20 protein-coding genes and 2 pseudogenes are annotated in these 22822 nt (G+C 56.0%); 12 read left to right on the top strand and 10 right to left on the bottom strand.

The features are described 5' to 3' along the window. Positions 1 to 31: 31 nt before the first annotated feature. Positions 32 to 556 (bottom strand): lipocalin family protein, encoded by a 525-nt coding sequence (locus BH714_RS15540; RefSeq protein WP_020882704.1) that lies wholly within the window; start codon positions 554 to 556, stop codon positions 32 to 34. Between the two features lie 117 nt (positions 557 to 673). On the opposite strand from BH714_RS15540, the gene BH714_RS15535 reads away from it, so the two are divergent. The 4 genes from BH714_RS15535 (at position 674) to BH714_RS15520 (ending at position 4208) form a co-directional block, all read left to right on the top strand. Next, complete coding sequence (locus tag BH714_RS15535) at positions 674 to 1399, top strand: MerR family transcriptional regulator (protein WP_040018367.1); 726 nt, start codon at positions 674 to 676, stop codon at positions 1397 to 1399. A 99-nt stretch (positions 1400 to 1498) separates the two neighbouring features. Beyond that, on the top strand, positions 1499 to 1909 hold the full coding sequence (gene uraH / locus BH714_RS15530; protein ID WP_040018366.1) for a hydroxyisourate hydrolase: 411 nt from the start codon (positions 1499 to 1501) through the stop codon (positions 1907 to 1909). Between the two features lie 102 nt (positions 1910 to 2011). Next, positions 2012 to 2971, top strand: coding sequence for a YbgA family protein (locus tag BH714_RS15525; RefSeq protein ID WP_040018365.1), 960 nt, complete (start codon positions 2012 to 2014; stop codon positions 2969 to 2971). Between the two features lie 148 nt (positions 2972 to 3119). Beyond that, complete coding sequence (locus tag BH714_RS15520) at positions 3120 to 4208, top strand: AAA family ATPase (RefSeq protein ID WP_040018364.1); 1089 nt, start codon at positions 3120 to 3122, stop codon at positions 4206 to 4208. A gap of 536 nt (positions 4209 to 4744) precedes the next feature. Here BH714_RS15520 and BH714_RS15510 read toward each other — a convergent pair. The 5 genes and pseudogenes from BH714_RS15510 to BH714_RS15490 all read right to left on the bottom strand — a co-directional run. Then, positions 4745 to 5620, bottom strand: a pseudogene (locus BH714_RS15510) (VENN motif pre-toxin domain-containing protein); the annotation flags it as partial. Next, positions 5619 to 5991 (bottom strand): annotated as a pseudogene (locus BH714_RS15505) (hypothetical protein); the annotation flags it as partial. The pseudogenes BH714_RS15505 and BH714_RS15510, both read right to left, overlap by 2 nt. Before the next feature lie 5 nt (positions 5992 to 5996). Then, complete coding sequence (locus BH714_RS15500; protein ID WP_040018362.1) at positions 5997 to 6950, bottom strand: GlxA family transcriptional regulator; 954 nt, start codon at positions 6948 to 6950, stop codon at positions 5997 to 5999. Positions 6951 to 6976: 26 nt separating this feature from the next. Beyond that, on the bottom strand, positions 6977 to 7756 hold the full coding sequence (locus BH714_RS15495) for an MBL fold metallo-hydrolase (RefSeq protein WP_040018361.1): 780 nt from the start codon (positions 7754 to 7756) through the stop codon (positions 6977 to 6979). A gap of 94 nt (positions 7757 to 7850) precedes the next feature. Then, positions 7851 to 8738 (bottom strand): LysR family transcriptional regulator, encoded by an 888-nt coding sequence (locus BH714_RS15490; protein WP_020882709.1) that lies wholly within the window; start codon positions 8736 to 8738, stop codon positions 7851 to 7853. Between the two features lie 198 nt (positions 8739 to 8936). Here BH714_RS15490 and BH714_RS15485 point away from each other — a divergent pair, with 198 nt between their 5' ends. Continuing rightward, the gene (locus BH714_RS15485) at positions 8937 to 10133 is read left to right on the top strand and encodes an MFS transporter (RefSeq protein ID WP_040018360.1); all 1197 of its coding nucleotides are present in this window, start codon (positions 8937 to 8939) and stop codon (positions 10131 to 10133) included. Between the two features lie 2 nt (positions 10134 to 10135). Continuing rightward, positions 10136 to 11164, top strand: coding sequence for an alpha/beta hydrolase (locus BH714_RS15480; protein ID WP_040018359.1), 1029 nt, complete (start codon positions 10136 to 10138; stop codon positions 11162 to 11164). A 43-nt stretch (positions 11165 to 11207) separates the two neighbouring features. Here BH714_RS15480 and nlpA read toward each other — a convergent pair whose 3' ends face one another. Beyond that, positions 11208 to 12008 carry a lipoprotein NlpA gene (gene nlpA / locus BH714_RS15475; RefSeq protein ID WP_020882712.1) on the bottom strand — a complete coding sequence of 267 codons (801 nt, stop codon included), beginning with the start codon at positions 12006 to 12008 and terminating at the stop codon, positions 11208 to 11210. Positions 12009 to 12116: 108 nt separating this feature from the next. Next, a complete protein-coding gene (locus BH714_RS15470; RefSeq protein ID WP_040018358.1) occupies positions 12117 to 13634 on the bottom strand; it encodes an MDR family MFS transporter in 1518 nt (505 codons plus the stop codon). Between the two features lie 78 nt (positions 13635 to 13712). Between BH714_RS15470 and BH714_RS15465 the strand changes: the two genes are divergently transcribed. Then, on the top strand, positions 13713 to 14360 hold the full coding sequence (locus BH714_RS15465) for a TetR/AcrR family transcriptional regulator (RefSeq protein ID WP_025206509.1): 648 nt from the start codon (positions 13713 to 13715) through the stop codon (positions 14358 to 14360). Here the strand turns inward: BH714_RS15465 and BH714_RS15460 are convergent. Next, positions 14357 to 14776, bottom strand: a complete 420-nt coding sequence (locus BH714_RS15460) for a GNAT family N-acetyltransferase (RefSeq protein WP_014168016.1) — start codon at positions 14774 to 14776, stop codon at positions 14357 to 14359. The genes BH714_RS15465 and BH714_RS15460 overlap by 4 nt on opposite strands. Positions 14777 to 14962: 186 nt before the next feature. Between BH714_RS15460 and BH714_RS15455 the strand changes: the two genes are divergently transcribed. From BH714_RS15455 to BH714_RS15435, 5 genes are all read left to right on the top strand, one after another. After that, entirely contained in the window at positions 14963 to 15532 is a 570-nt protein-coding gene (locus BH714_RS15455; RefSeq protein ID WP_014168015.1) for a TetR/AcrR family transcriptional regulator, read from the top strand. A gap of 146 nt (positions 15533 to 15678) precedes the next feature. Continuing rightward, on the top strand, positions 15679 to 16800 hold the full coding sequence (locus tag BH714_RS15450) for an efflux RND transporter periplasmic adaptor subunit (protein ID WP_032679304.1): 1122 nt from the start codon (positions 15679 to 15681) through the stop codon (positions 16798 to 16800). Then, positions 16800 to 19910: an efflux RND transporter permease subunit gene (locus BH714_RS15445; RefSeq protein WP_040018356.1), complete on the top strand. Its 3111-nt coding sequence runs from the start codon at positions 16800 to 16802 to the stop codon at positions 19908 to 19910. The genes BH714_RS15450 and BH714_RS15445 overlap by 1 nt, the downstream gene beginning before the upstream one ends. Next, on the top strand, positions 19910 to 21274 hold the full coding sequence (locus tag BH714_RS15440) for an efflux transporter outer membrane subunit (protein WP_040018354.1): 1365 nt from the start codon (positions 19910 to 19912) through the stop codon (positions 21272 to 21274). The genes BH714_RS15445 and BH714_RS15440 overlap by 1 nt, the downstream gene beginning before the upstream one ends. Positions 21275 to 21399: 125 nt before the next feature. After that, on the top strand, positions 21400 to 21696 hold the full coding sequence (locus tag BH714_RS15435) for a YicS family protein (RefSeq protein ID WP_020882719.1): 297 nt from the start codon (positions 21400 to 21402) through the stop codon (positions 21694 to 21696). 27 nt (positions 21697 to 21723) lie between these two features. On the opposite strand, the gene BH714_RS15430 is transcribed toward BH714_RS15435, so the two are convergent. Next, the gene (locus BH714_RS15430; protein ID WP_014168010.1) at positions 21724 to 22674 is read right to left on the bottom strand and encodes a LacI family DNA-binding transcriptional regulator; all 951 of its coding nucleotides are present in this window, start codon (positions 22672 to 22674) and stop codon (positions 21724 to 21726) included. Positions 22675 to 22822: the final 148 nt, after the last annotated feature.

The raw sequence follows: 22822 nt of genomic DNA, 5'->3' as shown, positions 1-22822 counted from the left end.
CCAGTAAAACCCTACGAAGAAAGCACGATCTTCACTGCTTAACCCACACCAGCTGATCAACCTTGAAGCCCAGACTGCGTGCGGTATTCAGGTAGTCCTGCTTCACGGCATCCGGAATCGTCGGCGTACGAGACAGGATCCACAGATAGTCGCGGTTCGGCCCGCTCACCAGCGCATACTGGTACTTATCGTCCAGCTTGATCACGTTATAGCCGCCGTAGAAGGGGCCGAAGAACGACACCTTCAGCGCTGCCGTCGTCGGTTCGCCGGTAAAGTACGCTTTGCCTTCACTCTCATTCCACTTGTTTTTGACCGGGTCGAAACCCCGGTTAAGCACGCTGATGCCACCGTCGCTGCGCTCGCCGTAGGTGGCGGTCACCTGCTCCAGCCCGCGTTCGAAGCGGTTTTCCAGGCGGGCAACTTCATACCACTTGCCGAGATAGCGGCTGGCTTCAAAATTTGAAATGGGCTTTACGCCTTTCGGTGGCGTAGGGGATTTGCAGGCCACCAGAGTCAGGGCAATGGCGACACCCGTCACAACAGGCCATAGTTTCATGAGAATTCCTTTCATTTGCACGGTTGGAAGTAAAGTGTAGTGCACCGTTACGGCGCTTCATCCCGTGAGGGAAAATTCGTAGTATATTGAGAGTATTCCTCCACTCTGGACACGGACATGGCTTACTCCATCGGCGAATTCGCCAGACTCAGCGGGATCACCGCCACGACGCTGCGGGCATGGCAGCGTCGCTATGGTTTACTCAAGCCACTGCGCACGGAGGGCGGCCATCGCCAGTACAGTGATGAGGACGTCCAGCAGGCACTGAAAATCCTCGACTGGGTGAAAAAAGGCGTGCCCATCGGCCAGGTCAAACCGCTACTGGAACGCCCCGTCCCGCGCCGGACCAACAACTGGCAAACGTTGCTTGAGACCATGCTGCAACGCCTGCAGGACGGGAAAATTGAGTCCCTGCGCCAGATGATTTACGACGCTGGCCGCGAATACCCCAGGCCAGAGCTGGTTGCAAATGTGCTGCGTCCGTTGCGCAGCCAGATGTCAGCAAACATCCCTGCCGCCATGACCCTGCGCGAGATCCTCGACGGCATTATCATCGCCTATGCCTCGTTCTGCCTTGAGGGCGACAAAAAAGCGCCGGGTGATAACATCCTGCTCAGTGGCTGGTACCTGAATGACCCGTGTGAAATCTGGCTCGAGGCCCTGACGCGTACCGGACAAGGGCACCGTATCGATATTTTGCCTACCCCCTCCACGTCACTGGCGCCTGAGATTTTCCCCGAGCGCAAATGGCTTCTGGTGACCAGCGGTAAACTGACCGCCGCACGGAAAAAGCAGGTGGCACAGTGGCAGCAGCAGGTATCCCTTGAAGTGATTATCCTCTGATTATTTTCTCCTGCGGTAAACTTCACGAAAAGTTGAATATTTTTCCGTCCCGCAAATGCTAACGTTTTCTTGTGACTGACAACCCCACAGGAAAACACAATGAAAAAAACAACCCCTCTGCTGATGCTGGCCGCCATGGCCTTTACCCCTGTCGCCTTTAGCGCCCCTGCCGGCACCCTGAGCGTACATATTCTCGACCAGCAAACCGGGATGCCGCCATCTGACGTTACCGTCACGCTGGAGAAGCAGCAGCAGAACACATGGACCCAGATTGCCAGCGGCAAAACCGACCACGACGGACGTATCAAATCACTCTATCCGCAGGATCAGGACATGCAGCCAGGCGTGTATAAAGTGACCTTTAAAACCGCTGATTACTTCCACGGCAAAAAGCTGGACACCTTCTTCCCGGAGATCCCAGTGCTATTTACCGTGACCCGAACCAACGAGAAACTTCACATCCCGCTTCTGCTGAGCCAGTACGGCTACTCGACCTACAAGGGCAGTTAAGCCGTATTGATTTTAAAGGATAATAAAAAATAACTCCGCCAATACTTGGACAAATTACTCATGTTGTGTAAGTTTTAGATATACGAACTGGAGACACACACCATGACAATGAAACCTGTAATCGGTATTAGCGGATGTTTGACCGGTTCCGCCGTTCGCTTCGACGGCGGACATAAGCGTATGGGCTTTGTCATGGACGAACTGGCCCAGTGGGTGAATTTCAGGCCCGTCTGCCCTGAGATGGCCATTGGTCTGCCGACGCCACGCCCTGCACTGCGTCTTATCGTGACGGACAGCGGTGAAACACAGATGCGTTTTAGCCACGCCCCGCACGAAGACGTTACGCAAAAGATGGCTGACTTTACGGCAGATTATGTGCCTAAAATCGGCGATCTGGCGGGCTTTATCGTCTGTGCAAAATCCCCCAGCTGCGGCATGGAACGCGTGCGGCTGTATGATGAAAACGGCAACCGGGGCCGCAAGGAGGGTGTCGGGCTGTTCACTGCCACCCTCCTTGAAACCCTGCCGTGGTTACCCGTGGAAGAAGATGGCCGCCTGCACGAGCCGGTGCTGCGGGAAAACTTTGTTGAGCGTGTTTTCGCGCTTCATGAACTGAACACACTGCGCGCCCAGGGTCTGACGCGCCGTGCGCTATTGGACTTCCACAGCCGCTACAAACTTCAGCTGCTGGCGCACCATCAGGCGGGTTATCGTGAAATCGGCCCGTTCGTTGCCACGCTGCACGAGTGGGAAGATCTGGACGCCTTCTTTGTGGCGTACCGCGAAAAGCTGATGACCATCCTGAAGAAACCGGCCTCGCGGAAAAATCACACCAACGTGTTGATGCATATTCAGGGGTATTTCCGTAACCAGCTAAACAGCCGCCAGCGCGGCGAACTTCGCGACGTGATCCTGCACTACCGTAACGGGCAGTTGCCCATCCTCGCGCCGATCACGCTGCTGAAGCACTACCTGGCCGAATACCCTGACCGGTATCTGATGACGCAAAACTACTTTGATCCCTATCCTGATGATTTGGGTCTGCGTCTGGCAGTCAAGTGATCATAAAAATGCGAAGGCCCCATTGACCCTCAGAGGCCCAAAGCAGTACCCCGTTTAGACGACACCCTCACTGTCGTCTCTTTTTTTGCATTTAACCTTAAAGACTGTAATTATATACAGGCCTACAGTGCAAAAAAGGAGCCTGCCTGTGATCAAAAGCCTGCACATCCAAAACTACCGCTCGATTCGCGACATGTCGCTGGAGCTGGAAGCGCTCAATATCGTCTTCGGCCCCAACGGTACCGGGAAATCGAATATCTACAAGGCGATACACCTGATGCACAGCGCGGCGCAGGGGCAGTTCTCCCAGGCGCTGGCAAATGAAGGCGGTATTCTGAAGGTGTTCTGGGCAGGTAAGACCCGTAGCGACCAGCTCCGGCGGATGAACCTCGCGGTGGAAACGGACACTTACGAGTACGAGCTGCAGGTGGGCTTTGTCGAGCAACTGCCCTATCCCTCCCAGTTTCAGCTCGATCCGGTCATTAAAGAAGAGTCCATCTGGCTTACCGGTCAGCGCCGTCGCCCTTCATCACAGCTGATGAAGCGCAGGAATCAGGCGGTATTTCTCAACAACGTGCACCACGAAAAAGTGACTCACAGCGGCACGCTGTATGAAAACGAATCGGTGTTCGGGCAGCTCGGCGAACCGCATCTCTACCCGGAAGTGTCGCAGATGCGCGAGTCCCTGCGTAACTGGCGCTTTTATCATGAATTTTCCGTCTCGTCCGGCTCGGCGATGCGTGCCCCGCAGGTCGGTTTCCGCTCCCCGGTACTGGCCAGCGACGGCGCCAACCTGGCGGCCGCATTTCAAACCATTGTCGAGATTGGCGATGAAATGTTGCTGATGCGCATTCTCGACCAGGCCTTCCCCGGCTGCGAGTTTTACAGCGACAACACCGGCGGACGTTTTCGCATGATGATGCAGCGCGAGGGGCTGAGCAGGCCGCTGGAACCCGCAGAGTTTTCCGACGGGACGCTGCGCTTCCTGTGCCTGGCGGTAGCGCTGTTAAGCCCACGCCCACCGGCCTTTATCGCGTTGAACGAACCGGAAAACAGCCTGCACCCGCAGATGCTGCCCGCGCTGGCGAGCTTGATCGCCGAGGCCAGCCGCTACTCGCAGATCTGGCTCACCAGCCACTCGCCGGAGCTGGCGAATTTGATTGAGAAGCAGCGGTCGTTTTCGCTGTATCAACTGTCGATGGTGGAGGGGGAGACGAGGGTGGAGAGGTTGGGGTAGTTTTTTGTCTTCTTGCTTCATCAAATTGAGTGATTAATAAGTGACAACGCCTTCGACCAACCACCAGTGAACTGCGGGGATGCGCTGAAGGGCTGAAGGGCTGAGCGTCGTCAGTATTGACCAGCCAAAGATATGTGAATGACTAAGATCCCGGTTCAGTAACCGAGATCTTAGTTTTACTCTTTTCTCAGATATACCATATGTATTTTTATTTTTTATGGGTAATCAAGACACTGGAATGTTGTATCACAGTAATTATGCCTCAGATCCAGCCCATTATTTTTTGCTACAACTTGCCGAATTTTATCATTTTTTTAGCACGTTAGCGATCAATAACATTACTCCAGCAAAACTACCAATGTATATACTTATTTTACCTAAAAACAAAATAATACTCGGTGAAAAAGATATTGGTATTCCTTTATAAACTAAGAAAAAAACCTCTCCGCATGCATATAAAACGATCCCTGTCAGAAAAATTGAAACCATACTAAATACTATAAAAAAAACCAGAGGAAGAGTATATTTTAGTATTTTCATCTACCATCTCCTACTTGCTTCATTTTATACTCTGTATACTTACCTCCAACTTCTGAAGAAATACTACCACCAATGTCACCAATTGAGCTTGGCACATTGCTTGGTTTCATTTCTTTTGAAAGACCATAATCCCCTTTTACTTCAGTAAACTGTCTTAGGTCAGTGTTAAACTTGGGATCCCAACCACCTTTCCACCAGTTCGCACCAGCGTTAACTCCCCATTTAAGGCCATTGCCAATGCCATAACCCACAACGGAACCTGCACCATTTACTAACGCACCAGATATTGGATCTTTACCTTCAAGCCAGTTTCCTAATGCACCTCCGGCCGCATTCCAGCCAACTGTTCCTCCAATACCATTTCCGGCACTGATCACATTAACCCAGCCACCAATAATAGCTGTTGTTGGGTCTATAGTTCCATCAGCTAGATAGTTGATACCAGCATTAGCACCTGCGCCTAATCCCCATAAGACCTGAGCGCTACCGGGTAAGAGAGCTACACTGCCTGTTGCAAGCGCCACCCCTACGGCATCACGTTCATTCATTGCTTTCTGACATGCGGCCCCACTCGGATTATCGGAACAGGTCGCCATATCGACGCCGTGCTGGCGTATCCACGCTGCCTGAGCCTCTTCACTACCGCCGAATAAATTATTCTCAACACTATTCTTCCCTGTACTGGCCCCGGCCGCCGCACCAGCCGTATTTCCCCCGGCAAGCCCGCCAGCTATGCCCTCTGAAACAGATGCCAGCGTACTCACGGTCTGCTTCTGCTCTTCCGTCAGCGTCGACGGATCTGTGTCCGGATAGAGCTGTCTGGCAATCGCTGTCGCAATCAGTTCGCCGGATGCCGCCCCCACAGCGCCTGCTGTTGGTGATGCTTCCCCCCTTCAGGGTGACGTTGTTGCCCGCAATCACGCTGCCGTTATTGACGGTAACGTCCTTCGGCGACAGGTAAAGCTTCGGCACCATCACCGTTTCGCCGTTTCGCCGTTTCGCCGTTGACAGCGTCCTTCTCCCACCACAGTAAGCTGTGGTCGAGCGCAGCAATCTGATCCGCAGTCAGCGAGACGCCAAACTGCAGGCCCAGCGACTGCTGCGCCGCCGCGGCGTTATCCATCAGATAGCGCATCCGATCCAGATCGGAGCCGATACCGTTCAGGTAGCGGTTATCAGTCTGGTCGAGCACTACGTTGGAAACATAGCGGGTATCGAACGCCGCATCGCCGAGGAAGCAGTAATAAATTAATGACGAAGCCGAAAAGTCTTACGCCATTCTGCCGGACTCACGCCAAAACGCGCCTTAAATTGCTGGCGCCAGGTCACCGCAGAGTTAAACCCTACCAGCTCTGCCACGCTTTCAATGGGCATATTCCCGGCTTCTAACAATATCTGGCTGCGCCGCATGCGCTCGGTGGTCAGCCAGTCGGCCACGCTCATCCCGGTGGCTTTTATAAAATGGCGGGTAAGCGTGCGGCGGCTCATCGATACCACCTCTGCCAGCGAGTCCAGATTATGCGGTTCGGCAATGTGCTGCTGGAGATAGTCAATCAGGGAGTTGATTCGTCCGTCACGGGTATCTTTCGGTACCGGCTGGGCAATAAACTGTGCCTGCCCCCCCTCGCGGTGTGGCGGCACGATCATACGGCGGGCAATCTGGTTAGCGACCACGCTGCCAAAGCGCTGGCGGATGATGTACAGGCAGCAGTCAAGCGCGGCAGCGGTACCCGCAGAGGTGATGATATTGCCATCATCGACGTAGAGCGCATTGATATCCAGCTTTACGTCCGGGAAAAGCGTCTGAAACTGATGTTCAAACTCCCAGTGCGTGGCCGCGCGTTTACCGTCGAGAATGCCCGCATAACCCAGCACAAACGACCCCAGACAAAGCCCGACGATCTCCGCTCCGTTGTCTCTGGCCTGGACCAGGCTGTCGAGAAGCGTCTGGGGCGGGCGTTGCTGGACATGCTGCCAGTAAGGCACCACGACGATATCTGCCTGGCCGATGGCGGAGAAATCGTGAGTCGCGTTAAGCGCAAACCCGTCTGTGGATGTCAGTAATCCCGGTTTTTCGGCGCAGATCAACACACTAAAGCGCTTTTTGCCGGATACCGTATCACCAAACAAAATGCAGGGAACGGAGTAGTGGAACGGGCTGAACCCGTCTACCGCAACAATCGCGACGTTGATTAGCGCCATGTATCTCTCCTTTCCCCTGGTGATGCTCAGAATATAACGGTTTCACCATCCTCGGGAATGCTCACCGCATCACCAATCAGGTTCGCGTCAACGTACTCACGCAGCGCATGGCGGGTCAACAGGCAGTGGTTGATGGCCTCCATATGGGTCGCCACAATTTTCGCCTGCGGCAGCAGGAAGTGGACGTTGAGCACATCTTCCTGGCCCATGATAATCGGCCCAAACCCGATGACGTGAGCATAGCCCGCGTTAAGCACCACCACATCCGGCTGATGCTTTTGCAGATCGGCTGCCACTTCATCACGCCAGATGGTATCCCCGACAATGTAGAGCGTCTTCTCATCAGGATGACGTAAAACCACGCCACAGACTTCACCCAGCCGTTCCGCCAGCTCCGGCACGGCGTAAGCACGATCGGTACCGTGCTGGCCGCCGCGGGTTTTCGCGATCCGGATATCGCCAAACGCCGTCTCCTCGGTCATCACCGTCAGGTGGGTAAATCCCTGTCTGCGCAGCAGCGCGGCGTCGCTGTCGTTCTGCACAAAGACAGGTTTATCTTTGCCGATCAGTTCGACTGCGGCGCGATCCCAGTGATCGTCATGGGTATGGGTGACGATCACGGCATCCGCCTCCAGCAGCGTGTTGACGTCAACGGGAAGCTCGACCATTGGGTTGCGGATCTCCGCATGCGCCGTGCCGGGGAAGCCCGGATAAGCGCCCTTCGGGGCCAGCATTGGGTCGATTAAAAAGCGTTTCCCGGCGTAGGTAATCAGCTGAGTGGCATTACGAATCTGGGTGATTTTCATGGGTATTCTCCTCATAGTGTGAAGAGGAGAATAGCCCGATGCCGCGCGTAACAATGTGGGCCACAGGGCGATGATCGATGAAATCGGGTCAACGTTATCGCATCCGCAACGCATCCACCACCAGCGAAAAGGCCGGCGACGGCTGCTTTCGGCTCGGGTAGTAGAGATAATACCCCGGGAAGGGCAGACACCAGGGTTCCAGCACGCGGATTAACCGGCCTTCAGCAATATGATCGCCAAACTCGTCTTCGGGCAGGAAAGCAATCCCGAATCCCGCCAGGGCAGCTTCGACAATATGCCAGGAAGTATTAAAGGTCAGCTGGCCATTCACGCGCACGTTCAGATCGCCACCGTCCTGATCAAAATCCCAGACGTAAATCCCACCGGATTTAATCATCCTCTGGTTAATACACTGGTGCTGCGTCAGCTCATGCGGCGTTTGCGGAACAGGATGACGGGCGAAGTAGTCCGGCGAGGCGACCGCGGCCATACGCAACTGCGGTCCTATCGGCAACGCGATCATGTCTTTATCGATGGTATCTCCCATACGAACGCCCGCATCGAAGCGGTCGGCAACGATATCGCGAAAACCGTGATTGGCATCGAACTCGATGTGAATGTCGGGGTATTGACGCAAAAGTGGCGTCAACTTAGGCAACAGGGTGCGCGATAACACATCGGGTCCACAGGTGATCCTCACCGTGCCGGCGGGCTTGTCGCGAAGCTCCGTCAACATGTCGAGCTCGGCTTCGATTTCATCGAAACGGTTGCCAATGGCGTTGAGCAAGCGTTCGCCGGCTGCGGTGGGGGAAACGCTGCGGGTGGTGCGGGTCAGCAGGCGGATCTGCATCCGGTTCTCCAGCCCGGTTATGGCCTGGCTTAACGCGGGCTGGGTCACGCCCAACTGTGCCGCGGCACGGGTAAAACTACCCTCACGCGCCACGGTGACAAAAGCAAAAAGATCGTTCAGGTTACGCTTCATCACACCCTCATTTATAAGCCAAACTTATAAGCTCATTAAGCATTGATTAGCTAGTCAGAATACACCCGCCGTGTAAAATTTTCACTGTGACCTGACGTCAACCACATTCCAACCTTTCATCTGCATGCGTTATTCCCGTGAATAGCGCCCGGCCCCGGCTTGTCCGAATCTGGCCGAACGAATAACAAGGTAAACACGATGTCCGCTATGGTGAACGAAACATCAGCGCGCCAGTCCCGTGCCTGCTGGAGCGGCGTGCTGGCAATGACCCTCTGCGCTTTTACGCTGGTCGCCTCAGAATTTATGCCTGTAAGTCTGCTGACGCCCGTTTCGCGGGATCTCGCCGTCAGTGAAGGCCTGGCGGGCCTCGGGATCGCGATATCCGGCGCGCTGGCCGTATTGACCAGCCTGTTTCTCTCTTCTCTTGCGGGAGGCATTAACCGCAAATCGCTGCTGCTGGGCCTGACGGCATTGATGGCCGTCTCCGGTCTGATTATCGCCGTGGCTGAGAGCTATCCCCTTTATATGCTGGGACGCGCACTGCTTGGCGTGGCCATTGGCGGCTTCTGGTCGCTCTCCGCGGCGACCGCAATTCGCCTTGTGCCACCGCATCAGGTTCAACGTGCGCTGGCCATTTTTAACGGTGGCAACGCCCTGGCGACCGTCGTTGCGGCTCCGCTCGGCAGCTGGCTGGGGGCGACAATCGGCTGGCGCGGTGCCTTTTACTGCCTGGTGCCCGTCAGCCTGCTCGCGTTTATCTGGCAGTGGTTCAGCCTGCCTTCCATGTCCGTGGAAAAGCGCACCGCGTCGTCCACCAGCGCCTTCGGCCTGCTGAAGACCCCACTGGTGGCAAAAGGAATGGTCGCGTGCGGCGTCTTTTTCATGGGGCAGTTCGCGCTGTTTACCTACGTGCGTCCGTTCCTGGAAACCGTGACTTTCGCCAGCGCGACGCAGTTATCGTTAATCCTGCTGGTGATTGGCGTGGCGGGTTTTATCGGCACCCTGCTGATCGGCACGGTTCTGCGCCGCGGATTTTACACCACGCTGGTCGCCATTCCTGTGGTGATGGCGCTGATTGCCGCGGCACTGATGGCCTTCGGCCATCACCTTGCCGCCGTCACCGCCCTGCTCGGCCTCTGGGGACTGGTCGCGACGGCCGCCCCCGTTGGCTGGTGGACCTGGGTTGCCAGAACGCTTCCTGAAAATGCCGAGGCGGGGGGCGGACTGATGGTGGCGATGGTGCAGCTCTCCATTGCGCTCGGCTCCACGCTCGGTGGCCTGGCCTTTGACCACAGCGGCTGGCAAAGCACCTTTGCACTCAGCGGTGTACTGCTTATCGCCGCTGCCATGTTCACGTTTTACACCTCACACAACGACACACTTCACAGGAGTTAATCATGAGAAGATTCACCATGGCGCTCGGGCTGTTAGTCAGCGCCTTCGCCGCCAGCGCTGCCGATATGTCCCGGGGCGCAGATAATTTCTATAAAAGCGATAAGGTTACGCAGCAGAAGGTGACCTTTAAAAACCAGTATCAGATGAACGTCGTCGGCAATCTGTATAGGCCAAAAGAGGCGGATAAAAACGCCAGACTGCCGGCGATCGTGGTCGGCCATCCGATGGGCGCGGTGAAAGAGCAAAGCGCCAGTCTCTATGCGCAAAAGCTCGCGGAACAGGGCTTTGTCACCCTGGCGATTGATCTCTCATTCTGGGGGGAAAGCGAAGGTAAACCGGGGCATCTGATCTCACCAGAAATCTATTCCGATGATTTCAGCGCGGCCGTGGATTATCTGAGCACCCAGGCCTTTGTCGATCCGCAGCGCATCGGGGTGCTGGGCATTTGCGGCAGCGGCAGCTTCGTTATTAGCGCGGCGAAAATTGACCCGCGCATGAAAGCGATCGCCACCGTCAGCATGTATGACATGGGCTCCGCCTTCCGCAACGGCCTCAACCATTCCGTGACGGTTGAACAGCGTAAAGCGATGATTGCCTCTGCCGCTGAGCAGCGTCTGAAAGAGTATCAGGGTGCAGAGACAGCCTACATTCCCGGGACGGTAAATAAGCTGGATGATTCTACGCCGGCTATCCAGCGTGAGTTCTTCGATTTCTATCGCACCGAACGCGGCGGGTACACGCCACAGGGCGAGAAAGAGGCGCTGACGACGAAACCGATGATGAGCAGCATCGGTAAGTTTATGAACTTCTATCCGTTCAACGATATCGAAACCATTTCACCGCGTCCGATGCTGTTTATCACGGGTGATAAAGCGCATTCGAAAGAGTTTAGCGAAGACGCCTATAAACGCGCCGGTGAACCGAAAGAGCTGTATATCGTGCCGAATGCGGGCCACGTTGACCTGTATGACCGCACGGATCTGATCCCGTTTGCAAAACTGGCCTCATTCTTTAAAGCCAACCTGAAATAACCCGGTAAGGCGTATAACATCCTGTTATACGCCTTTGTCCTGACTACCAGCCCGGCACCGCGCCACCGTTAAAGAGGGTCTCTGCGGCCTTCGCCACTTCCGGCGACTGATACGACTGGATAAATTCCTTCACGTTTTCCGCGTCTTTGTTGTCTTCCCGCGTCACCACGATGTTCACATACGGCGAGTTTTTATCTTCAATAAACACGCTGTCATGCACCGGCGACAGCCCGGTTTGCTGGAGATAGGTGGTGCTGATAATGGCAACATCCACTTTCGGATCATCCAGCACGCGCGGCAGTTGCGCCCCTTCCAGCTCCATGATGTTCAAATGCTTCGGATTGGCGGTGATATCCAGCGCCGTCGGCAGCAGGCCAACGTCCGGCTTCAGGGTAATCAGCTTCTCTTTTTGCAACAGCAGCAGTGCGCGGCCAAGGTTGGTCGGATCGTTTGGAATGGCGATGGTCGCGCCGTCCTTCAGCTCAGACACGGATTTGATCTTGCGGGAGTAGCCGGCCATCGGAAAAACAAAGGTATTCGCTACAGCAACCAGCTTGTAGTGATGCGCCTTGTTATCTTCTGCCAGGAACGGGCGATGCTGGAAGACATTGGCATCAAGATCGCCCTGACTGGTGGCATCATTGGGCAACAGCGAGCCGCTGAACCCCACCAGTTCCACATCCAGACCGTATTTCTCTTTCGCCACTTTTTTAGCGACTTCCGCCACGTCCTGCTCCGCGCCGTTAATCACGCCGACTTTTATGTGTTTGGCATCGCTGCCGCCTTGATCGCAACCTGCCAGCAGCAGGCCCGCGAGAACCAGAGCACCCAATCGAAGTTTCACGAGACATATCCTTTTGATAAACGTTTCAGTGACTATATCGACAACGGTACGGCTGGCTAAAAAACGAAAAAGCATCAATAAGACGGATAAGTTATATGTGCGGGGGTGCTATTGATCCGACCTGAGCATGTCCGCACGGCGTAACGGCGTTTCCCGTAAAAACCACGACAGTACAAACGCCAGCACCATAATGCTTGCCGCCAGCAGGAACACCGCGTGAATGGCTGAGCCAAACGCGTCCAGGTAATCGAGCCGCAGGGCTTCTGGCAGCCGGTGAATGGCAGCAGGATTGAGCTCATGCGGTAACTTCGCCCCTTGCGGTAAACGGTCCATCAGACCCGATTGCAAAACGTGGGTGAAGACCGCGCCAAACAGCGCGACGCCGATGGCCCCGCCAATGGAACGAAACAGCGTGACCCCGGAAGTCGCTACCCCGTATTGATCGGCAGAGACGCTGTTCTGCACGGCCAGCACCAGTACCTGCATGACCAGCCCCAGACCCATCCCCAGCACGCCGGTAAAAATGTACAGCTGCCAGGTCGGCGAGTGGATCGAGATGCGCGTCAGCAACACCATGCCCACCACGCCAAGCAGCGTACCGGCGATCGGGAACAGACGGTATTTTCCGGTACGGCTGATAATCCGCCCGCTGATGATCGAGGTCAGCAGCAGTCCGCCCATCAGCGGGATCAGCTGCAGACCGGCCTGAGTCGGCGTGGCGTCTTTCACAACCTGCAGATAGAGCGGCAGGAAGGTGACCGAGCCAAAGAGCGACATCCCGATAATAAAGCCAATCAGGCTGCAGAGCAGAAAGCTGCGATCGCGGAACAGCGAGAGCGGAATGATCGGCTCCCAGGCCAGACGCTCCTCATAGATAAACCCGGCGATACCCGTCAGGCCAAAGGCCAGAATGCACCACAGCTGCGGGTCGTTCCACTGGCGTATCGTCCCGCCTTCAGTGGTAAACAGGATGATACACAGCAGCGCCATACTGAGGTAAATCGCCCCCAGATAATCAATTTCGTGCTTGTTGCGCCGTGCGCTGCCGTGGAACACCGCGCCTATCACCATCAGGGCAAAGAGACCGAGCGGCAGGTTGATATAAAAAATCCAGCGCCAGGAGGCATGCTGCACGATAAACCCGCCGATAAGCGGCCCGATCACCGTCGCCAGACCAAACACGCCGCCAAACAGCCCCTGATAGCGGCCACGCTCCGCAGGCGGAATAACGTCCGCCACGGCGGCCATACTGATGACCATCAGACCGCCGCCGCCCAGCCCCTGCAGGCCGCGCATCAGCACCAGTTGGGTCATGTTTTGCGCCAGACCGCAGAGCACCGACCCCGCCAGAAACAGCACAATAGCGATTTGAAGGACGATTTTACGCCCAAACAGATCGCCGAATTTTCCGTACAGCGGCACCACAATGGTCGAGCTGAGAATATAGGCCGTCACCACCCAGGAGAGCTTATCCAGGCCACCCAGTTCCCCAACGATGGTGGGCAACGCCGTGGAAACAATCGTCTGGTCCAGCGCCGAAAGCAGCATCACCAGCAGCAACGCGCTGAACAGCAGCTTTATCGACGGCGCGTTTTGCGCAGGTTGAGTCATTACGTCGGACTCCATAAGAGATCGCTTGAAATTAATTAACTGGATAATTAATATTTAAGTAAGTGATGAATAAGATCAAGAGATCCTGCGACTATGCCAGCACATAAGGACAATTCTGAACCGCGCCGCCCCGGTCGACCACGCGGCGGAAAGCGGGCAACCGCCAGCCGCGAACAGCTGCTGGATATAGCGTTGAGCCTCTTTTCCCGCCAGGGGATCGCTCAAACCTCGCTGAACGCCATCGCCAAAGAAGCGGGCGTAACGCCAGCGATGCTGCATTACTACTTCAATTCACGAGAACAATTGCTCGACGCGATGATTGAGGAGCGCTTCCTGCCCTTACGTAATCGGATCGGCGCAATTTTCGCCGAAAACCCCGACTCGCCGGTCAACGCATTAACGCAAATGGTGAAGGTACTGGCCGAGCTGGCGGAGCAGCACCGCTGGTTTGCCCCGCTGTGGATGCAGGAGGTCATCGGGGAGATGCCTGTACTGCGCACGCATCTGCACGCGCGGTTCGGTGACGACAAATACCAGGCAACGCTCGCCACCCTTAAACGCTGGCAGCAGGAAGGGCAACTGAACCGGGCACTCGCGCCAGAACTGCTGTTCACCACGCTGCTAAGCCTGGTGCTGGTGCCGTTCTCAAGAATGCGCAACGACGAGAGGCTACACGCCCTCTCGCCAGAGATCATTGTGCGTCATGCGCTGGCCGTGATGGGCAACGGCATCGGCGGTTAAAGGGATTTGGTCAGATAATGCCTTTGCATACCCGGGTACGGGTAATCCGGCAACGACATCTGCAGCTGATAGCCCTGCTTTTCATAGAATGGACGTGCCTGGAAGCTGACCGTATCCACCAGCGCGTGGGTGCAACCTTTGCGTCGGGCTTCGTCTTCTGCCGTTTTGATAAGCTGGCTACCGACGCCCGATCCCCGCACGGTGTCGCTGACCCACAGAAAATCGATGTTTAGCCAGTCGCCTTTGCGCACGCCAATTAACCCGCCCAGCATCACGCCCTTATCGTCTCGCACATAAACGCCAATGTCGCCGCTAAAGTTTGAGAGATCTAAAAATTGTCCGTTGTAGGCGCGAAGCCCTGTTAATAATTCTTCTTTTTCATCGTGTGTGACGTTATCCGTCGTGCTCAGATGCATATTTTTCTCCTTATTTTCTATGCAATCTTAATATTGCACAGCCTTTCCTTCATCAAAACTCCTTTTTTTCTCCATTCTTTAAACATTGAAATATTCATTCAATAAGTACTTAAAAAAAGTCTTTCCAATACGCACCTGAAACGTATAATGAGAACGATCATTCTCACTTTTATAGGGTAACCGACGATGAGCACAAAACTGGAAGAACGCCAAAAACAGCGTCAGGACGACATCATCGCTGCCGCGCGTCAGTGCTTTCGCGCCAGCGGTTTTCATGCGGCCAGCATGTCGCAGATCGCCAGTGAGGCAAAGCTCAGTGTCGGGCAAATCTACCGTTATTTCAGTAACAAAGATGCGATTATTGAAGAGATGATTCGCCGTATCATCGACTCACGCATCGAAGAGATTCAGGGTAAAACGCTGGTCGAGGGGATGCCTCAGGCGCTCGCCTGGCGACAGACCCTGAATGAAGATGACGATGCGCTGATGCTTGAGATGTCGGCTGAAGCCACGCGTAATCCCCAGGTGGCGGCCATGCTGGTCGAAGCGGAAAAGCGGATGTTTGCTAATGCCTGCGCACACCTGAAAAAACAGTTTCCCCACCTGAGTGATGATCATATTCGCTGCTGCGTGGAGATTACTGCGGTAATGATTGAGGGGTCTATTTACCGTCGACTGACACCCTTAAACGTACCCTCTGAACAATTAGAGCCTCTTTATCAAAATATTTTAAATATGCTTTTCTCTGCGAAGTAATCGCATGTGAATAATTAGCGGGAAGACGTTATTCCCTTATTAACATTTCCGGCTCTGCCGGAGATGCGGTATCGCTGTGCCTTTAAATAGCCCCCTTCCTTGTTAAGCCATTAACAGGGCAGGCATCGTTCACCCTGGAAAAAATTATGAAAGCCATAACAACCTCCATCGCAGCATTATTCCTCCTGACGGGGTGCGATAATGCACAAACATCTGCTCCTCAACATCCCCTCCCGCAAGTGGGGATTGTTACGCTCCTGAGCCAACCCGTTTCCGTGGTCAGTGAACTGACCGGACGCACCACGGCCGCCATGAGCGCGGAAGTGCGTCCTCAGGTGGGCGGCATTATTCAGAAACGGCTCTTTACCGAAGGCGATACCGTGCAAGCCGGACAGGCACTGTATCAAATTGACCCTTCCAGCTACCGCGCCGCCTACGATGAAGCCGCCGCGGCCCTGAAACAGGCGCAGGCGCTGGTGCAGGCCGATTGCCAGAAAGCTCAACGCTATACACAACTGGTGAAAGACGACGGCGTATCGCGTCAGGATGCCGAAGATGCAAAGTCCACCTGTGCGCAGGACAAGGCCAGCGTGGAGTCGAAAAAAGCAGCCCAGGAAAGCGCGCGCATTAACCTCAACTGGACCACGGTGACCGCCCCGATTGCCGGACGTATTGGCATCTCTTCGGTCACCCCCGGCGCACTGGTCACTGCCCAGCAAGAGACCGCGCTCGCCACCATTCGCGGTCTGGACAATATGTACGTCGATTTAACCCGCTCCAGCGCCGATCTTCTGCGATTACGCAAACAAACGCTTGCCAGCAACAGCGAGACATTGAGCGTGTCGTTGATCCTTGAAGATGGCAGCACCTATCAGGAAAAAGGCCGTCTGGCCCTGACTGAAGTGGCAGTGGACGAATCCACCGGTTCGGTCACACTGCGTGCCGTCTTCCCCAACCCGCAGCATCAGCTTCTGCCCGGGATGTTTGTTCGCGCCAGAGTGGATGAAGGGGTAATGAGCGAAGCCATCCTCGCCCCGCAGCAGGGAATTACCCGAGATGCCAAAGGCAACGCCACCGCGCTGGTGGTAGGGGCAGGCAATAAGGTGGAACAACGTCAGCTGGAAACGGGTGACACCTACGGCGACAAATGGCTGGTGCTGAGTGGACTGAAGGCTGGCGATAAGCTGATTGTGGAAGGCACCGATAAAGTGACCGCCGGTCAGCAAGTTAACGCCGAAGAGATGAAAACCGCGGGAGGAAACGCCTGATGTTTTCCCGCTTCTTCGTGCGTCGCCCGGTTTTTGCCTGGGTGATTGCTATTCTGATTATGCTCGCCGGGGTGCTGGCGATCCGTACCCTGCCCGTCGCGCAGTATCCCGACGTCGCCCCGCCGTCGATAAAAATCTCTGCCACCTACACTGGCGCGTCGGCACAGACTCTGGAAAACAGCGTCACCCAGGTCATTGAGCAACAGCTGACCGGGCTGGATAACCTGCTCTATTTTACCTCCACCAGCAGTTCGGACGGCTCGGTAAGCATCACCGTCACGTTCGAACAGGGAACCGACCCGGATACCGCGCAGGTTCAGGTGCAGAACAAAGTTCAGCAGGCCGAGTCGCGCTTGCCGACCGAGGTACAGCAGGCCGGCATTACGGTGCAAAAATCGCAGAGTAACTTCCTGCTGATCATGGGCGTGTACGATAAAACCGACCACGCCAGCAGTTCGGATATCGCCGACTGGCTGGTGAGTAATATGCAGGATCCGCTGGCACGCGTAGAGGGCGTCGGCAGCCTGCAGGTGTTTGGTGCGGAATACGCCATGCGCATCTGGCTTGACCCGGCAAAGCTGGCGTCGTACTCGCTGATGCCATCCGACGTTCAGAGCGCTATTGAAGCGCAGAACGTGCAGGTTTCCGCCGGTAAAATCGGCGCTTTACCCGCGTCCGGTACCCAGCAGTTGACCGCCACCGTGCGTGCCCAGTCGCGCCTGCAGACGGTCGATCAGTTTAAAAATATCATCGTTAAGAGCCAGTCCAGCGGCGCAGTGGTGCGTATCGGCGACGTGGCGCGCGTGGAGATGGGCAGCGAGGATTACACGGCTACCGCCAGGCTGAATGGCCACCCGGCAGCCGGTATGGCGGTGATGCTCTCGCCCGGCGCGAATGCGCTCAATACCGCCACCGCGGTGAAAGCTAAAATTGCCGAATTCAAACGGGCTATGCCGGAAGGCTATGACGTGGCCTATCCGAAAGACAGCACCGAGTTTATTAAGATCTCGGTGGAAGATGTGATTCAGACGCTGTTTGAGGCCATTATCCTCGTGGTAGTGGTGATGTACCTGTTTCTGCAGAACATTCGCGCCACGCTCATCCCCGCGCTGGCGGTGCCGGTGGTTCTGTTAGGCACCTTTGGCGTGCTGGCGCTGTTCGGTTATTCCATCAATACCCTGACGCTGTTTGCGATGGTGCTGGCGATAGGTCTGCTGGTCGATGACGCCATCGTGGTAGTGGAAAACGTCGAGCGCATTATGCGCGATGAAGGTCTGCCCGCCCGCGAAGCCACCGAAAAATCGATGGGCGAAATTTCCGGTGCGCTGGTCGCCATTGCGCTGGTGCTTTCCGCCGTGTTTCTGCCGATGGCCTTCTTCGGCGGCTCAACCGGCGTCATCTACCGCCAGTTTTCGGTCACCATTATCTCAGCGATGATCCTCTCGGTGGTGGTGGCGCTGACCCTGACACCCGCGCTCTGCGGCTCGGTACTGCGCCATACGCCTCCTCACAAAAAAGGGTTCTTCGGCGCCTTTAACCGCTTCTACAGTAAGACCGAGCATGGCTACCAGAATAAAGTCCTGCGCGCGCTGCGCCGCTCTGCGGGCATGCTGGTGGTCTACGCCCTGCTCTGTGGCGCGATGGCCGTGGCAATGCTGAAACTGCCCGGCAGCTTCCTGCCCACGGAGGACCAGGGTGAAATCATGGTGCAGTACACCCTGCCTGCCGGTGCGACAGCGGTACGTACCGCGGAGATCAGTCGTCAGGTTCGCGAATGGTTCCTCACTAAAGAGAAAGCCAACACCGATGTGATTTTTACGGTCGAGGGCTTTAGCTTTAGCGGCAGCGGCCAGAATGCCGGGATGGCGTTTGTCTCCCTGAAAAACTGGTCCGAGCGTAAAGGCGATGAGAACACCGCTCAGGCGATTGCCCTGCGCGCCACTCAGGAACTCGGCTCCCTTCGCGATGCCACCGTCTTTGCCATGACGCCCCCGGCCGTAGACGGCCTCGGCCAGAGCAACGGTTTTACCTTCGAGCTCATGGCCAGCGGCAGCACCGATCGCGACACGTTGCTGAAGATGCGTAATCAGCTGATCGGCCAGGCGAATCAGGACACCTCCCTGCATGCCGTTCGCGCCAATGATTTGCCGCAGATGCCGCAGCTGCAGGTGGATATCGACAACAACAAAGCCGTATCGCTGGGGCTTTCCCTGAGCGACGTCACCGATACCCTCTCCAGCGCCTGGGGCGGAACCTACGTGAATGACTTTATCGATCGGGGCCGCGTGAAAAAGGTCTACATCCAGGGAGACAGCGATTACCGCGCCGTGCCTTCCGATCTCAACAAATGGTACGTACGCGGTAGCGACAGCACCATGACACCGTTCTCCGCGTTCGCCACCACGCGCTGGGAATATGGCCCGGAGAGTCTGGTGCGCTACAACGGCTCGGCGGCCTATGAAATTCAGGGCGAGAACGCCAGTGGTGCCAGCTCCGGTACGGCGATGACCCGGATGGAACAGCTGGCGAACAACCTGCCGTCCGGCACAACCTGGGCGTGGAGCGGGTTGTCGTTACAGGAGAAACTGGCGAGCGGTCAGGCGATGAGCTTGTATGCCCTCTCCATCCTGGTGGTATTCCTGTGCCTGGCCGCGCTGTATGAGAGCTGGTCGGTGCCGATTTCAGTCATTCTGGTGATCCCGCTTGGGGTGCTGGGTGCGGCGCTGGCCGCCTCGCTGCGCGGGCTGAGCAACGACGTCTATTTCCAGGTGGCATTGCTGACCACCATCGGCCTGTCGTCGAAAAACGCCATTTTGATCGTTGAGTTTGCGGAGGCGAAAGTCGCGGAAGGTTACTCCCTGACGCGTGCCGCGCTGCGTGCGGCTCAGACGCGACTGCGTCCGATCATCATGACGTCGCTGGCGTTTATCGCCGGGGTAACACCGCTGGCTGTCGCCACCGGTGCCGGTGCCAATAGCCGTGTGGCGATTGGGACCGGCATCATTGGCGGGACGCTCGCGGCAACGCTGCTGGCCATCTTCTTTGTTCCATTATTCTTCGTACTGGTGAAACGTCTCTTCTCCGGTAAGCACGCAAACCGGAGGTCATAATGTTTCGTGTATCTGTTTTAGTGTTGGCACTGCTGAGCGCAGGCTGTGTTTCGTTAGACCCTACCTATCAGCGTCCTGACGCGCCCGTCCCGGCCACGTTGCCGGGCACCCACGGCGAAGCCACCGCCGTGGTCAGCCAGTGGCAGCAGGTGATGAACGATCACCGCCTGAACAGGGTGGTAACAATGGCACTCACCAGTAACCGCGATGTGCAAAAAGCGATTGCTGATATCGACGCCGCCCGCGCCCAGTATGGTGAGACGCGCTCGTCTCTGTTCCCGTCGGTGGATGCCAGCCTGAGCCATACCCGCAGCCGCACGCTGGCCAGCGGCGTGAGCACCAGCGATGAGGCTAACGGTGCCGTCTCCAGCTTCGAGCTGGATCTGTTTGGTCGTAACCAGAGCCTCTCGCGCGCCGCGCGTGAAACCTGGCTTGCCAGCGAGTTCACGGCGCAGAACACGCGCCTGACAATGGTCAGCGAGCTGACCACCGCCTGGATTACTCTGGCGGCAGATAACAGCAATCTGGCGCTGGCAAAATCCACTCAGGAGAGCGCAGCGAACTCGCTCAAGATTGTGCAGCGTCAGCAGGACGTCGGGGTCGCCGCCGCAACGGATGTCAGCGAAGCAATGGCGGTTTATCAGCAGGCCCGCGCCAGCGTCGCCAGCTATCAGACGCTGGTGATGCAGGACAAAAACGCCCTGAATTTGCTGGCGGGCGAGACGGTACCGGAAAACCTGCTACCCGGTACGCTGGAGAGCCTGAGCGATAACGCCATCACCCTGATCCCGGCGGGCGTTAGCTCCGCCACGCTGCTGCGTCGCCCGGATATTCAGGAGGCTGAACATAACCTGTTGAGCGCCAATGCCAACATCGGTGCTGCGCGCGCCAACTTCTTCCCGACGATGTCGCTTACCGCCAGCGCCGGGGTCGGCAGCGATTCGCTCTCGTCATTGTTCAGCCACGGCATGAAGGTCTGGTCGTTCGCGCCGTCCATCTCCCTGCCGCTGTTCAGCGGCGGCAATAACATGGCGCAACTGCGCTATGCCGAAGCGGAGAAAAAAGGGCTGATTGCCACCTATGAGAAAACCATCCAGAGCGCGTTCAAAGATGTAGCCGATGCGCTGGCGCGCCGCGAAACCCTGAGTGAAGAGCTTGACGCGCAACGTGAATACGTGGCGGCAGAGCAAAAAACGCTGGATGTGGCAACGCGCAGCTATCAGGTGGGGGCGGGTGATTACCTGACCGTTCTCACCGCGCAGCGCGCCCTGTGGTCGGCACGGGCATCATTGATTGCCCTGCAGCAGACCGACTTTGAAAACCGTATTACGCTGTGGCAGTCGCTGGGGGGAGGGATTCAATAACCGCCGGTCCAGGTGCAGGATTCTCATACGCAGGAAGACAAAAATTCATACTTTCGGCTGGCGTCGCTACACTGAATGTAACGATATATTTCATGGGAAGCCTGTGACGTCTAAAGGGGATTTTGATGAAAGCTGCACACCTGGTTTGCCTGCTCGTTTGTCTGCTCTTCGCCGCGTTTGTCCATGCCCAGGAAAAAGACGATCCCGTGAAAGAGGCCCAGATAAAGCAGCAGATCCTTAAAGATGTGAAGAAGGCCTGCACGCCCCAGAAAAAGCAGAGCGATAAAGCCTGGCAGGCGATGATTTTGTCGTCTGAGGCCAATCAACTGCTGATCAAAAACGCCATCACGGCCGTGAAGCGCGACAATCTGGATGCTTACTGGGACGCGGTCAGTCAGGTAGATTGTATGGAAGATTATTAAGCGTGAAGCTGGGCTTCACGCTTTTTTTTAGCGCTTTCGTACATCCGGAATAATCAAATCCCCGCGCAGAACATAGGACCCCAGCATCTGCGTTTTCTCCGTCAGCCAGCCCACAATACGTGCCGCCATAGCATCCATTGAGTATTCAATGGCCGGGATCACCGGGATACCCGGCAGATGCAGCGATCCGGCAAGGCTAAAGACCATAATGTCGTCCGGTACGGATTTATTAAACGCCTGCAGCTGCGGGATCACCCGCTGAGCTTCCTGTTCGTCCGCCACCAGCAGCGCGTTAAAATTCAGCGTGCTCGCATTGTTAAGCAACTCCTGCAGCGCAACGGATGAGGAGGTGGCATCCATAAAGACGAGGTTGCGATTAAAGGGCAGGAAATTTTTCTCCAGCGCGTGTTTATAGCCCAGCAACACCTGGTCGGCGAAACCGCTGCCTTGCGGATGGATCAGGGCTATCTGGCGTCGCCCCTGGCTGGTCAGATAGTTACACGCGGTTTCTGCGGCAAAGGCGTGATCGAACTGGATGCTGTTGGAATTATCGGACTCCATGCAGTCAACGAGGATGACATTGTCCATCTCGACGTCCAGCGGGAAACGCGCGCCAATCACCAGGATGTCATCACATAACCCACAGGAAAGTTCTTCCAGGGCGTGCATCACTTCCGCTTTGGTATGCGCGAAGCGCAACAGCAGATGTTTTTGATGCTGGCTGAGGTGCTTTTCCAGCGCGTAAAGATAACCGGTGGTCTGGTTAATATTCTCCTGCGCGCAAATCACCCCAATACACCCCGTCGACTGGCTCAGCAGCGACTGCGCAATCACATTGGGCCGGTAGTTCAGTTCATCAACCGCTTTTAAAACGGCCTGGCGGCTGGCTTCCTTTACGCCACGCGACCCACTCAACACTCGCGATACCGTGGCTTTAGACACCCCGGCAAGACGTGATACATCATTGATTGTCGACATCTCTTTCCCCTGGCAGGCTTACTTCGCACCTGCAAATTCCATCACCGCTACGGCTCATATTATAGCCAGAATGGAGTATATCCTTTTCCGTTTTTCATGGAAACCGATTTTCCATTTCAACTCAAAATGATGTCAAAACGCGCAAATT

It is taken from the genome of Enterobacter ludwigii (assembly GCF_001750725.1).
GTDB classification, from domain to species: Bacteria; Pseudomonadota; Gammaproteobacteria; order Enterobacterales; family Enterobacteriaceae; genus Enterobacter; species Enterobacter ludwigii.
Note: the sequence above shows the minus strand (reverse complement) of the source record. Positions and strands in the feature narration are given on the sequence as shown.